General features: G+C 30.8%; 14 protein-coding genes. All 14 read right to left on the minus strand.

Annotated features, from left to right (window positions below):
• Positions 1-2: 2 nt before the first annotated feature.
• From nuoN to CSPT_RS08700, 14 genes are read right to left on the minus strand one after another with little or no spacing between them, the layout of a single operon-like run.
• A complete protein-coding gene (gene nuoN / locus CSPT_RS08635; RefSeq protein ID WP_235610069.1) occupies positions 3-1,481 on the minus strand; it encodes an NADH-quinone oxidoreductase subunit NuoN in 1,479 nt (492 codons plus the stop codon).
• Complete coding sequence (locus tag CSPT_RS08640; RefSeq protein ID WP_089183210.1) at positions 1,468-3,006, minus strand: NADH-quinone oxidoreductase subunit M; 1,539 nt, start codon at positions 3,004-3,006, stop codon at positions 1,468-1,470. The genes nuoN and CSPT_RS08640 overlap by 14 nt, the downstream gene beginning before the upstream one ends.
• Before the next feature lie 9 nt (positions 3,007-3,015).
• Positions 3,016-4,845, minus strand: a complete 1,830-nt coding sequence (gene nuoL / locus CSPT_RS08645) for an NADH-quinone oxidoreductase subunit L (RefSeq protein ID WP_089183211.1) — start codon at positions 4,843-4,845, stop codon at positions 3,016-3,018.
• Between the two features lies 1 nt (position 4,846).
• Positions 4,847-5,149, minus strand: a complete 303-nt coding sequence (nuoK, locus tag CSPT_RS08650) for an NADH-quinone oxidoreductase subunit NuoK (RefSeq protein WP_089183212.1) — start codon at positions 5,147-5,149, stop codon at positions 4,847-4,849.
• The gene (locus tag CSPT_RS08655) at positions 5,146-5,673 is read right to left on the minus strand and encodes an NADH-quinone oxidoreductase subunit J (RefSeq protein WP_089183213.1); all 528 of its coding nucleotides are present in this window, start codon (positions 5,671-5,673) and stop codon (positions 5,146-5,148) included. The genes nuoK and CSPT_RS08655 overlap by 4 nt, the downstream gene beginning before the upstream one ends.
• 8 nt (positions 5,674-5,681) lie before the next feature.
• Positions 5,682-6,251, minus strand: a complete 570-nt coding sequence (gene nuoI / locus CSPT_RS08660) for an NADH-quinone oxidoreductase subunit NuoI (RefSeq protein ID WP_089183214.1) — start codon at positions 6,249-6,251, stop codon at positions 5,682-5,684.
• 9 nt (positions 6,252-6,260) lie between these two features.
• Positions 6,261-7,256: an NADH-quinone oxidoreductase subunit NuoH gene (gene nuoH / locus CSPT_RS08665; protein ID WP_089183215.1), complete on the minus strand. Its 996-nt coding sequence runs from the start codon at positions 7,254-7,256 to the stop codon at positions 6,261-6,263.
• Positions 7,249-9,606, minus strand: coding sequence for an NADH-quinone oxidoreductase subunit G (locus CSPT_RS08670; RefSeq protein ID WP_089183216.1), 2,358 nt, complete (start codon positions 9,604-9,606; stop codon positions 7,249-7,251). The genes nuoH and CSPT_RS08670 overlap by 8 nt, the downstream gene beginning before the upstream one ends.
• Positions 9,607-10,311 (minus strand): hypothetical protein, encoded by a 705-nt coding sequence (locus CSPT_RS08675; RefSeq protein WP_089183217.1) that lies wholly within the window; start codon positions 10,309-10,311, stop codon positions 9,607-9,609.
• On the minus strand, positions 10,311-10,538 hold the full coding sequence (locus CSPT_RS08680; RefSeq protein WP_089183218.1) for an NADH-ubiquinone oxidoreductase subunit E family protein: 228 nt from the start codon (positions 10,536-10,538) through the stop codon (positions 10,311-10,313). The genes CSPT_RS08675 and CSPT_RS08680 overlap by 1 nt, the downstream gene beginning before the upstream one ends.
• Positions 10,535-11,761, minus strand: coding sequence for an NADH dehydrogenase (quinone) subunit D (nuoD, locus tag CSPT_RS08685; protein ID WP_089183219.1), 1,227 nt, complete (start codon positions 11,759-11,761; stop codon positions 10,535-10,537). Before nuoD ends, CSPT_RS08680 begins: the two co-directional genes overlap by 4 nt.
• A gap of 2 nt (positions 11,762-11,763) precedes the next feature.
• Positions 11,764-12,552, minus strand: coding sequence for an NADH-quinone oxidoreductase subunit C (locus CSPT_RS08690; RefSeq protein WP_089183220.1), 789 nt, complete (start codon positions 12,550-12,552; stop codon positions 11,764-11,766).
• Entirely contained in the window at positions 12,552-13,061 is a 510-nt protein-coding gene (locus CSPT_RS08695; RefSeq protein ID WP_089183221.1) for a NuoB/complex I 20 kDa subunit family protein, read from the minus strand. The genes CSPT_RS08690 and CSPT_RS08695 overlap by 1 nt, the downstream gene beginning before the upstream one ends.
• Positions 13,043-13,432, minus strand: coding sequence for an NAD(P)H-quinone oxidoreductase subunit 3 (locus CSPT_RS08700; RefSeq protein ID WP_089183222.1), 390 nt, complete (start codon positions 13,430-13,432; stop codon positions 13,043-13,045). The genes CSPT_RS08695 and CSPT_RS08700 overlap by 19 nt, the downstream gene beginning before the upstream one ends.
• Positions 13,433-13,530 lie beyond the last annotated feature (98 nt).

Below are 13,530 nucleotides of genomic sequence, written 5' to 3' on the forward strand. Positions count from 1 at the left end.
AACTAAAACCCACTTGATGAAACCAATAAATTTATAAATTTACTAAGCGGTTCAATAAAAATTATAGCAAACACACTAAAAAGCAGTGCAATTCCAAGTGTAAATTTAAACGGATTTGATAGATTTTTTACATACACACTTTTATCAACTGCAAGTGGTTCGTGCATAAACATAATAACAACAAGCTTTAAGTAGTAATAAATCGCTATTGCACTATTTATAGCCATTATTACAGCTAAACAAAAATGATCACTATGCACAGCAGCACTTATCAAATACATTTTGCCCCAAAAAACACTAAATGGGGGAATTCCTGCAAGACAAAACATAAATATAGCCATTATTACCGCAAAAAATGGCATTGTTTTGATAAGCCCAGCAAATTTTGAATACGGATGTTCAAATCTAGTATCCCAAGAATACCCATTAGAACTTGTAACAAAAAGCATTCCAAAAGCCCCTAAATTTGCAAACAAAAACATCGTCCAATACACAAACAAACCGACATTTGCTTCAGTTGTACCAATCGCTATAGCACAAATAACAAAACCAGAATGCGAAATAGAGCTATACGCTAACATTCTTTTTACATCTTTTTGAACAAGAGCCATAATATTTCCAAGACTCATACTAATAATAGCTATTATGAAAATAATATTTTTTATCCAAAGCACATCACTAAGTGGGGCAAAAAACCTAATCATAATTATAAAAGCGGCTATTTTTGGAACAATTGACATATATCCAGCCAATGGCGAACTTGAGCCCTCATAAACATCAACTATCCAAGTATGAAATGGTATCAAAGATAGTTTAAATGCAAGAGATGCAAGTAAAAACGCACTAGCACCCAAAAGTAAAATGCTCTCTTTTAAATTTGCATCCACTATAAAAGATAAAATTTTATCTATTTCTAAATGCCCAGTTAAAAGATATAATAATGCAGCACCAATAGCGTAAAATCCGCTAGATAAAGCGCCTAATGAAAAATACTTTATAGAAGCTTCTATGGCATATATTTTATTTTTAAGTGCTATTAATGTATAAATTGCAAGAGATGAAATTTCCAAACCTATTAATATAAGAATAAGATTATTTGAGCTTACCATAAAGCTAAAACCGGCTATTACAAATAAAAATAGCACAAAATACTCTTTTATCTCGTATTCAAAAAAACTCTCTTTACAAAGTAAAAATCCCATAAAAAATGCACTTGAAACAAGTATAATCATTTGTGATAAAAAGGCGATACCATCCATATTTATCATACCAAAAAATCCACTTATGCCATTCTTATAGCTAAATAAAATACCCAAATCCAAGATGATTGCAAAAATACAAACCAAAGCATAAAATGTTTTAGATAAATTTTTAACAAAAATATTCAAAGAAAGTAGCGTAATTGCAAAAATGACCATAATGCCAGGCACAGCTATAGAGGCTATATTTATGGACTCTAAACTCATATTAATTGTTTCCAAATTTAACCCCTTTTATTAAATTTGATTTTTTTATAAACTCTTTAGTGTCTATATCTATAGATTTATCGTGCATAATTTTTACAACTTTTTGAGCACTATCATCTATAACACTAAGAAGCGGTTTTGGATATACACCAAGGATAATAACAACAATAAAAATCGGTATTAGCGAAATGTATTCTCTAAATGATAAATCTTTTAGTATTAAATTTGAACTATTTTGTGCTTTTTTGAAAAAAACATTTCTACATAAATTTAGCATATATGCTGCACCGATAATGATACCTAATCCACCAAAAAAAGCATAAAATGGATTTGTTTTAAACATTCCAAGCAAACTTAAAAACTCGCCAACAAAACCTATCGTAAGCGGCAATCCTATGAGTCCAAGCATAATTACAACAAAAATTATAGTAAATTTTGGCATTATCTTAGCAATACCGCTAAACTCGCCCATAAGATAAGTTTGTTTTCTATCATACAAAACGCTAATTATCATAAAAAATGCAGCTATTAATACACCATGACTTATCATGAAAAAAACTGCACCGCCGATTCCTTCTGCATTTATAGCAAATATACCTAACATAATGATACCCATATGAGAAATAGAGCTGTATGCGGCAAGTTGCTTCATATCATCTTTTGCAAATGCTATAAGTCCGGCATAAATTACCATAATGCAAGCTAGTATTGCAAGTAAATCTACAAAATATACACTAGCATCTGGAAAAACTGGTAAAACTATGCGAATAAAACCATATGTTCCCATTTTTGCAAGAAGAGAAGATATCAAAATAGAGCCTACTATCGGTGATTGTGAGTATGCATAAGGAAGCCAAGTATGAAAAGGAAAAATCGCTGTTTTTATGCTAAATGCTAAAACAAATGAGAAAAATAACCAAATTTGCACTTTCATTGGTAGCGATAAATGATACCAATCAAGTATGTTAAAACTGATTTTTCCAAAAGATTTGTAGTAAAAATATGCCATAGTTATTATACCAACAAGCATTATTATAGAACCTGCGAATGTATAGATAAAAAACTTAACGCAAGCATAAATTCTTTTTTCTCCGCCATATGTTCCTATTATTATAAAAATAGGGATTAAAGCAAGTTCCCAAAAAATATAAAATAACATAGCATCCAAACTGGAAAAAAAGCCAATAAGTCCAGATTCTAAAAACAAAACACAAATAGTTATGTTTTTTATGCCATCTTGTACTTTTAAATTTATCAAAGCAATTAGTGTTATAAATGAACTTAAAACTATCAAAAACAGAGATATTCCATCAATACCTACAAAATAATTTATATTAAAATTGCTCAAAATAGGGAATTGCTCAACAAAGGCTAAGTCTCCAAGACTTGGATCATAAAAACTCCACATCAATAAAGTTAAAATAAATTCTATAAAAGCAACAAAAATACCATATATTTTTATACTTTTACAATCTACTAAAAATCCCAAAATAGCACCAAATACTGGAATAAATATCAAAATACTTAAAATATGTTCCATTAATTCCCCTTAAATCACAAACACTAAACACAGCATAACAAACAGACCAAATACCATAAGCTTAAGCATAAAAGAGAGATTTCCTGTTTGTATTTTACTTGCAAAACTACCAAATTTATATACACTACTAGCTATAAAATCAACACTATGATCTATTATTTTTTTATCAAAACTTGCAAGAAATAAACAAGAGTGTTTATAAATACAAACAAATTTAGAGTATAAATTTGGTATAAAATACTCATTTATAAGTATTTTGTATATTATATTATTTGTAAATTTAGTATTAAATTTATCATCTTTGTAAAAATATATAGTTATAACAATAACGGCTACAACGCTTATAAGAGTGCAAGCGATAAGTAACATAGAAACTTCACTAGCTATATCTATGATATATTCTGGTAATGCCATTAGACTAAATTTCTCAAAACCATGCTCTATAAATCCGGCAACTATGGATAAAAATGCCAAAGGAATAAGAGAAAATAGCATAATCTTACTAGCATCGCGAGTTATGAAATCGTGTCTTTTTGAGCCAAAAAATACAACCATAATCAGTCTAAAACTATAAAATGCAGTCATTATAGCACCTATGAAAAGAGCTATAAAAATGCCATAATTTGCCTCATTAAATGCAACTTCTAAAATTTTATCTTTTGAGAAAAATCCAGCAAAAGGATAAACTCCAGCAAGTGCAACAGAGCCAATTATCATTAAAATAGCTGTAAATTTCATACTATTATACAATCCGCCCATATTTCTGATATCTGTATCGTCTTTCATAGAATGCATTACATTTCCGGCACAAAGGAAAAGAAGTGATTTAAAAAATGCATGTGTTACAAGATGAAAAAGTGCTATCCAATACGCTCCAAATCCAGCAGCAACAAACATATATCCTAATTGAGAAAGCGTTGAATATGCTATTATTCTTTTTAAATCATTTTGAACCAAAGCCATAGATGCACCAAAAACAGCTACAAAAGCACCAAGATAGGCTATAAATAAACTAAGTTCATTTACTGCCCCAAATATATCATTTGCTCTAATTACAAGATAAACTCCAGCTGTAACCATTGTAGCTGCATGGATTAATGCTGAAACAGGCGTTGGTCCAGCCATAGCATCAGCAAGCCAAGTATGAAAAGGAAATTGTGCACTTTTTCCCATTGCACCTATAAATAAAAATGAGCCTATAAACATTAAAATTTTATAATCAATACCTGAAATCATTTTAAAAACATCACTATAAATAAGCGTTCCACACTCTTTGTATATAAGAAAAATACCTATTAGCATACCAAGATCGGCAATTCTGTTCATTATAAAAGCTTCATTTGCCGCATAAGAAAATTTAGTATTTTCATACCAAAAACCAATAAGCAACCAAGAGCTTAATCCAACGCCCTCCCAGCCTATGAAAAGTCCTATAAAATTATTGCTCATTACTAAAACAAGCATAGAAAAAACAAAAAGTCCAAGATAAGCAAAAAATTTATTAAAACCATCATCGTGTTTCATATAGCCGATAGAATACAAATGCACTACACTAGCAACAAATGTAACCACACACATCATTATAACACCAACTTCATCTATCATAAATCCATAAGGCACATCAAGAGAAGCTATACTTATAAACTCTGCTATGTATAAATTTAAAATTCCATTATCCATAATATAATTTAGCAAAATAAGCGATGAAACCATACTTACAAAAATCAAAGTTGTACTTACAATACCAACTAAAAGTTTTCTTTTCTCAAGGCAAAAAAGAGTTGCAAACAAAAAAGATACCAAAGGCATAAAAATGGCAATTAAAGCATATTTTTCCATGTTATCCTTTCATATTTTCTAAACTAGATAGCTCTATAGAGCCGGTTTTTTTATACCATAAAATCATAAGTCCAAGTCCAACTGCAATCTCTGAAGCAGCTATTGCTACTATAAAAAATGCAAAAATCTGTCCACTCATATCATTATGATAAGTCCCAATTGCTACTAACGCTAAATTTGCAGCATTTAATATAATCTCTGTTGAAAAAAATAACATTATAAGATTTCTTCTTTTCATAACACCGATTATACCGATACAAAACATCAAAATAGCAACTATCAAATAGTGATTTAAGCTTATCATAAACTCTCCTTGCTAACATTCTTATCCATATCTTTATGAACCAACAAAATACCACATATCATCGCAACTAGCAGCATTACGGCAGCTAACTCAAAAACTATTAGATATTTTGTAAATAAAATCATACCAACTGTTTTTACATTACTTAAATTTGATACTATCTCATACTGAGGAACAATAGGGGTTTTATAAGAAATCGGTATTAAAACTATAATTACAGCTAAAAGCGAACTTGCCACGCCAAGCGTGTAAACCAACTTATTATTTTTTTGCTCTTTTACAGGTTTGGATGCATCAAAAAACATCATAGAAAAAGCATAAAGTACAAGCACGGCTCCTACATAAACTATAATTTGCACAACACCTAAAAACTCTGCACTAAGTAAAAAGAAAAATCCTGAAATAAATATCATTCCACCAGCCAAAGCCGTCATTGAATATAATGTATTTTTAGAAAATACGCTTATTAAAAACATTCCAAGAGAACAAATAGTAAAAAAATAAAATCCAAGTGTTTCTATCATTTTCTCTCCTAATACGAAAGTGGTGTTTTTTTAACAAGATTATCTGCATCATCGCTTAAAGAACCGTAACCTTCAAACTCGCAAATTTGGGTGCCTTTTTTGGTTAAAAAATCTTCTTTAAAGCCAAAATATGCTCTTTGTTCACTTGTATTTTCATATTCACCACCAAATACTATAGCAATTTCTGGACACACATCAGCACAAAGCCCACAATACACACAACGACCCAAATTTATAGAGTAATTAATAACTTTTTTCCTGCCATCTTTATCTAAGCAAGTATCCATTCTTATGCAGTGACTAACGCAAATTTTCTCACACAGTCCACAACCTATACAACGCTCATTTTCACTCTCAAGTAGTCTCATTAGCTTATGAACACCTCTATATCGTGGCGGTAAAGACATTTTTTCTGCAGGATATTTAAGAGTATTACATTCTCTTTTTAACATAGGTTTAAGCACAACCCACAAACCTACAAAAAGTTCGCCTTTAAAAGTATTTCTCCAAAAATTTAAAAACTTTTCATAAGAATTTTTTGGTCTTTGTCTTTGATCTATTAACTTATACTTTATCATTTTTTAATCCTAAATCAGCAAAATGGCGGTAATAAATATGTTTAAAAGAGCAAGTGGAAGACAAACTTTCCAACAAAGCCCCATAATCTGATCTGGTCTAAGATGAGGCCATGCCGCTCTTGTCCATAAAAATATAAAGAAAAACAGTGATGATTTAAGCAGCATCATAATCCAACCTGGAATTATCCAAAGCGAGTTAAATCCGCCCATAAATACGAGTGATAAAAGTATAGAAGATGTTATCATATTTGCATATTCGCCTATGAAAAACATACCAAATCTCATACCGCTATACTCAGTTGAGTTTCCAGCAAGAAGCTCTGTTTCATTTTCTGTAAGACAAAATGGAGTTCTATTTGATTCTACAAAAGTAGCCATATAATACAAAACAAAAGCAAGTGGCTGTTTAAAAATAAACCAATGAAATATTGAACCACTTTGAGCATTGTTTATATCTATCAAAGAAAGTGAGCCAACTACCATTATCACAGAAAGCAAAGCAAGTGAGTTAATAGCTTCAAATGAAAGAAGTTGTGCCACAGCTCTAGCTGAAGAAAGTAGTGCAAATTTATTATAACTTGCAAGACCAGAAAGCAAGGTTCCATAAACACAAATACCCATACAACCAATTACATAAAGCACTCCAACGCCAACATCTGCCAAAATCGGTCTTATTGTGTAGCCAAAAAGAGTAAATTCAGGTAAAAATGGTATAGCTGCAAGTGCAGAAAATGCGGCAGTTGTGGTTACAAGAGGAGCTATCTTAAATATAAATTTGTTTGCATTTCTTGGGACAATGTCTTCTTTACAAAAAAGTTTTATCATATCAGCAACTATTTGCAAAACTCCGGCCGGTCCAACCATCCAAGGTCCGATTCTTCTTTGCATATACGCTAAAACTTTTCTCTCAGCATATGTTGCAAGCCCACCGAGTGAAGCAATGATTGCTAAAATTACCAATGATTTAACAACAACTTCAAGTATCATAAAAGCACTATCACTCATCACTTCCTCCTTTGGTTAAATTTATAGACGCAAATCTTTGTGAAAAAATATCTCTAAAAGGTATTTTTTCATCAAATGTAGGAAGATAAGCGATATCTCCTGCTAAATTTTTATCCAAACTCACCTTTATAGCAAATTTTATGTCATCTTTTTTTATAATAACCACGCTTTTCTCGTCTAAGCCGTATTTTTCTAAAAACTCGCTACTTACATACAAAGAAGCACTTTCATTTAACAAACTCGCTCTATTTGTAAATTTACTAAATTGATAAACTGGATTTGCTCTATATATAAGAGTTTCACCCATATCTTCTTGCAAAATATCGCTTAAATCGACCTCATCTTGTGATTGAAAATTTTGCACATCAAGTTTGTAGCCTCTATGAGAATTTCCAGCATTATCATAAAAATTTTCTAAATCATCAAATTTAATACTCTTAAAATGCAAATTTTCACTAAGTTTTGGCGTAAAATCAATCACAAATTCCTCTCCAAAACCAAGCTCTTTTGCAAAATCATTAAGTTCGTATCCATTATACGGCAAAGCAGCATTTGTTGGAACAACTCTTTTTTCTATATTGCAAAATGTCCCTTCTTGCTCATTTAGTGCAGGTGCATCCAAATCTCCGCCAAATACACTAAATGTTATATCGCAATTTTCATTGTATCCAAGTGTAAAACCTTCTTGTTTTTCATCCAAATCACAAATAAGCGAAACACCAAGAGAATTTGTACAAGATGGTATCAAAATAACTTTAAACGGAGTGTATTTTTGAACTAAACCGGTAAGCATAGCTAGTGTTTTAGCGTTTTTACTATAGTAAAAATCCTCTCCGATTACTAAAAATAGCTTTTCTTTTTTATCACTAAGGGCTAAAACTTTTTGCTCATCAAAACCTAAAATATCAGCAAATTTAGAAATTTTGGTATAACTTTGAGTTCCATCTTCGTTTGTAGTTTGTATTTCTTTAAATTCTTGATTTAATTTATCTTGCAAATTTATAGGTAAGCTCGAAGCAAATCTTTGGAGTATCCAAAGCAAAATTTCACTATCTTGATTATAAGAGTGTTTGCAAGTTAAAAAGTTTTTAGAGTAATTATCTACCACTTTATCTCCAAGTGGATGAAAGTAAATGCCACTAGCTTTGTTTATCTTCAATGCGTTGTTTATTTTATAGCTTGTATTTGGGCTATCACTTCTTAAAAAACTACCGGCTACAACTATAAACTCAGCATTTCTTAAACTTTCAAAATCTCCATTATAAAGCGAACTTCCAGAAGTTTTAGAAAAGTTTTTTAAGAAATTTTGATAAATTCTAGCCTCTTCATTTATGAGTTTTATACCAAATTTATGTTTAAATTTATTTAGCAAAAATGCCTCTTCGTTTGTTATAAAGCTATTAAATTTAATAGTTTTTATCTCGCCATTTTTTATCTTTTCTACAATTCTTTGAAAATTTATTTTATCTTTACGATTTACGCCGTTTTCAAAATCATATCCAAATCTAGCTGCACCATTTATCTCGCCAAATTCATAATCATTGCTAACCCTATAAATTTTAGGATTTTTATCTTCTATACTAGTTTGCTTCACATCATAGTATATCAGCTCGCAATCGCTTGAATGCGGGTTTGAAGCAGGAATTCTTGTAAGCTCCCAAGCATTTGATGTGTATTTAAAATGAGTTTGTACAAGTGCTCCAACAGGGCAAACAGCCGCACACTCTCCACACGCAACGCAGTTGTCATCGCTAATTTTGCCTATAAGATTTTTTTGCATTTTGCTCCATACAAAATGAGCATCTTTTGACATAGTTTCTTTTAACTCTTTTGGGACTTGGTCTGCATTTCTTGGTGTAGTTTTAAGGATATTATCGCCTATTTTATCTTTACAAACGGTGATACATCTTTCACAAACTACACATAAACTTGGATCATAACTTATAAAACCCCAATCTTTAACTTTTTTAAGACTATCTTTTATAGAGAAATTTTGCTCATCAACTTTCATATGATGAGTTAGGTTTTGTAAATGGCACTCGCCACTTTTATCACAAACACCGCATTCTAAAGGGTGATTTACGCAGTAAGTTTGCATTATAGCATTTCGTTCTTCTAAAATATCTGGCGTGTTTGTATAAACAACCATCCCATCTTTTGCTTTGGCATTACAAGTATAAACTCTTTTGCCATCAACTTCGCCCATACAAAGTCTACAAGCTAGCGTTGGGGAACACTGGCTTAAATAACACATAGTAGGTATAAAAATACCATTTGCTCTAGCTACATTTAATATATATTCACCTTCATCACACTGGCAAATTTGATCATTTATGCGAATAGTTACCATTTAGCAAACCTTAGATATTTTAACGACTTCATAACAATAATCATCTATTTTATCAACACCTAAAAACCCGATAGTTCCTTTTATATTTGGATCTAATTTAAATGTTTTTTCATAAGTTTGGTTTTTAGTTTGTATTTTTACTTTTTGAGCATCTTTTATCTTAGCTGAGATTGCAAAATAATTTCCGCCTTTAAATTCATCACAAATATATTTAAAAACCACACTACCATTAAAATCATCTTGTTCTTTAAGCTCTGATAAATTATGTTTAATAGGAGTAATGATTTCTTGGTTTAAATTTATTATTTTTAGTAAATAAATTTCTTGTAATATTGCCAAAAATGTCTCTATGTTTTTACTATCTTTGTGAAATTTTAAAGATTCATCTATCAAAATAGTATCACAATTATCTAAAAACTCAAGTATAATTTCTACTTCTTCTTCGCCTACATTTGATTCACCGCTTATTAATCCGTCATCAAGATCGCCAAAATAAGAACTTTGTATATTTTTCTTTTCATAAGCAAATTTACAAACTAGTGCTAAAACATAATTTATCGCACCTATTTCGCACTTTATAAACTTAGCATTTTTTAAATTTTCATCATAAAGTGGGCTAACAACCAATAACTCATCGTTTTTATATATATCTAAAATATTTTTATTTTGTATGCTAAGTAAATTTACTAAACTTAAAACTTTCATTATTTACACCTTTTCACTACAATTTGCCAATCAACTTGATTAAATTTAAGCGAATTCATAAGCTCACAGCCAAATTCTTTTACAATCTCAGCAGAGCTTTCAACTATGCTAAAATCATTTATTTCAAACATAAATATAGCAACTTCATCACTTTTCATCATATCAAGAAGCTCTTTTAGTCTATTTAGAGTATTATCTTTTTGATTTCTTAGGTCATATCTTTTCATCTATCAACCTCGCCTAAAATGATATTTGAGCTACTAACTATCGCAGAAACATCAGGCAAGTAACACCCTGGCAAAATGTTTTCATAAATAGCACAATGCCAAAAACTTGGGGTTCGTATTTTTAGTCTATAAGGTCTGCTTTCTCCAGTTGAATATATATAAAATGCTAGTTCTCCTTTTGGAGATTCTGTTGGAAAGTAAATTTCTCCACAAGGTGGTTTCATTCCTTGAGTAACTAGTACAAAATGCTGCATTAAAGCATAGTTTTGAGTCATAATCTGTTCTTTTGAAGGGCTTACAAACTCAGGTGAATCAACAAGAAGTTTTGGTTCGCTTTGTCTGTATAAATCAGCGCATTGTCTTAAAATACTAACGCATTGCTTCATCTCTTCTAAATAAAGCTTAAATCTAGCATAACAATCCCCACTTGTTGCATAAGGCACATCAAAATCTAGCTCATCATATATAAGATATGGCTCTTCTTTTCTTATATCCCACTGCACACCGCTAGCTCTTAGCATAATCCCGCTACAACCGCAGTTTAATGCCATCTCTTTTGATATAATGCCAACATCAACTGTTCGCATTTTCCAAATTCTATTTTCTTCTAGTAAATTTTCGTATGTTTTGATATCGTTTGGAAATTTATCACAAAATGCAAGCATTTTATCTATCCATCCATCTGTCAAATCAACAAAAACACCGCCAAATTTAATAGAACTATGAGTTAATCTTGCACCACAATACTCTTCAATCAAATCTAAAATATATTCTCTTTCTCTAAATGCATACAAAAACACTGTCATTGCGCCTATGTCAAGAGAGTGAGTTCCCAAAAAGAGTAAGTGTGAAGTAATTCTATTTAATTCAAGCAAAATTGTGCGAATTATTTGAGCTCTTCTTGGCACTTCAATGCCACAAAGCTTTTCAACAGCCCCAATAAACGCATAGTTATTTGATGATGAAGCCACATAATCAATCCTATCAGTTACTGGCATAAACTCATTATATATCATATTTTCAGCCATTTTTTCTATGCCTCTGTGCATATAACCAACTCCTGGCATAGCTCTTGTTATTTTTTCTCCATCAAGTTCTAAAACAAGCTGGAGTTGTCCGTGAGCAGCTGGGTGTTGCGGACCGAAATTTAGTATCATTCTACCATTTTCTTTTTGAAATTCAATATTTTCAAAATAAGGTTTTAATCTATTTGTATCTTGCATATTTAAGGTCTTTTATCTAAAATTTTACTATTATCTCGTTTAACTTTTTTTACAAATTTAACGCCATTTTCTTCTTGATACTCTTGCTTATAAGGCTTAGTTGGTCTATCTTCGCCTTTTGGCGTTTCATGGTAAAGCATAGAAAAATTAAATGTATCTTTGCTATCTACAAAACCACTATCTCTATTTTCTTCGCCAATTATACTTCTAAAATCTTTTCCATATATCGTATCTATCTCATACCACCTAGCTCTTTCATCTCCTTGCAATGGATAAGATTTACGCAAAGGATGATCAAACCAATCATCTGGCATAATAAGGCGTTTTAAATTTGGATGGTTTTTAAATAAAACCCCCATCATATCATAAAGTTCTCTCTCTGCCCAATTTGCACTTTTATAAATATTTGCAACACTTTGTAGCATCTCATCAGTTTTTACAAATGTTTTAACTCTTACTCTTCTTTTTTTAGAAATACTAAGAAGTTCATAAAACACTTCAACGCCATTTTTTTGAGCTATAAAATCAATCCCACTCATCTCACACAACATCTCATAGCCAAAATTTTTTAGACTTGTTATAACATCTATATTATCAACGCTATTTATGTAAATTACAAGTGTATTAAACTCAACATAAGAATTTAGTATATTAAAATTAGTGAGTGCATTTATTTCATCTTTGAAAAAAGTTTGTAAGGGATCTATTTTTTGTGTTTGATTGGCTTTGAAAAATCTATCTTCATAATAATTTTTTTTTGATGTATCTTTTTTATCAGAGTATATTCTCATTAAACAAGCCTTTTTGGAATTTGAGCTCTTCTTGGAGTCTCTTTTCTAATCTTTTTTTGAAGTATCATAAGAGCAAATTGCAGTGTTTCCGGACGAGGGGCACAACCTGGTATATAAATATCAACAGGGATTATCCTATCACAGCCTTGAACAACAGAGTATGTATTAAACATACCGCCAGTATTTGCACAACTTCCCATACTTATAACCCATTTTGGTTCAGGCATCATATCGTAAATTCTTTTTGTAAATTTGGCATGTTTTTTACAAAGCGTTCCCGCTATTATCATAACTTCGCTTTGCCTAACAGAACCCCTAAAAATAGTTCCAAATCTATCAAAATCATACCTTGAAGCACCAGTTGCCATCATTTCGATAGCACAGCATGCTAAACCATAACTAACAGCCCAAAGTGAGTTACTTCTTCCCCACTGAATTAGCTTATCAACAGTAGTCAATACTATTGGCAAGCCACCATTTTTTGCATAATCTACTTGATGGAATGCCATTTAAACGCTCCTTTGCTCCAAGCATACATAAAACCTAAAAAAATAAACAATAAAAACATAATCATTTCTATAAGTCCAAACATTCCCAAAGTTTTGAAATTTACAGCCCAAGGAAACATAAAAATAATCTCAACATCAAATAGTATAAAAAGAAGTCCAAATAAATAAAAATTTATATTTATTCTATTTGGCTGTTTTATAGCCTCAGGTCCAGATTCATAGATAGCTGTTTTTAGTTTTTCATTGCTTGTATTTGAGAATTTTTTACCTACTAAAGAGGATAGATAAATTATAAGTCCAAATATGAAAAAAGAAAGTATCATCATAAAAAAAGCGCCAAAATACGGATGATCACTTAAGATATGTTGCATTTTTACTCCAAAGATTAATTCTAATAAAATTTTATATTTTTATATTAAATATAAGAGTATTTTATTAATATTAAAACTTTACTATTTTTTGAGTTAAA

It is taken from the genome of Campylobacter sputorum subsp. sputorum (genome assembly GCF_008245005.1).
GTDB classification, from domain to species: domain Bacteria; phylum Campylobacterota; class Campylobacteria; order Campylobacterales; family Campylobacteraceae; genus Campylobacter_F; species Campylobacter_F sputorum.

Excerpts from the sequence above, each read along its gene's own strand:
- CSPT_RS08640 (WP_089183210.1), bottom strand. The coding sequence starts at position 3,006 with ATGGAACATATTTTAAGTATTTTGATATTTATTCCAGTATTTGGTGCT.
- nuoL (WP_089183211.1), bottom strand. The coding sequence starts at position 4,845 with ATGGAAAAATATGCTTTAATTGCCATTTTTATGCCTTTGGTATCTTTT.
- nuoK (WP_089183212.1), bottom strand. The coding sequence starts at position 5,149 with ATGATAAGCTTAAATCACTATTTGATAGTTGCTATTTTGATGTTTTGT.
- CSPT_RS08655 (WP_089183213.1), bottom strand. The coding sequence starts at position 5,673 with ATGATAGAAACACTTGGATTTTATTTTTTTACTATTTGTTCTCTTGGA.
- nuoI (WP_089183214.1), bottom strand. The coding sequence starts at position 6,251 with ATGATAAAGTATAAGTTAATAGATCAAAGACAAAGACCAAAAAATTCT.
- nuoH (WP_089183215.1), bottom strand. The coding sequence starts at position 7,256 with ATGAGTGATAGTGCTTTTATGATACTTGAAGTTGTTGTTAAATCATTG.
- CSPT_RS08670 (WP_089183216.1), bottom strand. The coding sequence starts at position 9,606 with ATGGTAACTATTCGCATAAATGATCAAATTTGCCAGTGTGATGAAGGT.
- CSPT_RS08675 (WP_089183217.1), bottom strand. The coding sequence starts at position 10,311 with ATGAAAGTTTTAAGTTTAGTAAATTTACTTAGCATACAAAATAAAAAT.
- CSPT_RS08680 (WP_089183218.1), bottom strand. The coding sequence starts at position 10,538 with ATGAAAAGATATGACCTAAGAAATCAAAAAGATAATACTCTAAATAGA.
- nuoD (WP_089183219.1), bottom strand. The coding sequence starts at position 11,761 with ATGCAAGATACAAATAGATTAAAACCTTATTTTGAAAATATTGAATTT.
- CSPT_RS08690 (WP_089183220.1), bottom strand. The coding sequence starts at position 12,552 with ATGAGAATATACTCTGATAAAAAAGATACATCAAAAAAAAATTATTAT.
- CSPT_RS08695 (WP_089183221.1), bottom strand. The coding sequence starts at position 13,061 with ATGGCATTCCATCAAGTAGATTATGCAAAAAATGGTGGCTTGCCAATA.
- CSPT_RS08700 (WP_089183222.1), bottom strand. The coding sequence starts at position 13,432 with ATGCAACATATCTTAAGTGATCATCCGTATTTTGGCGCTTTTTTTATG.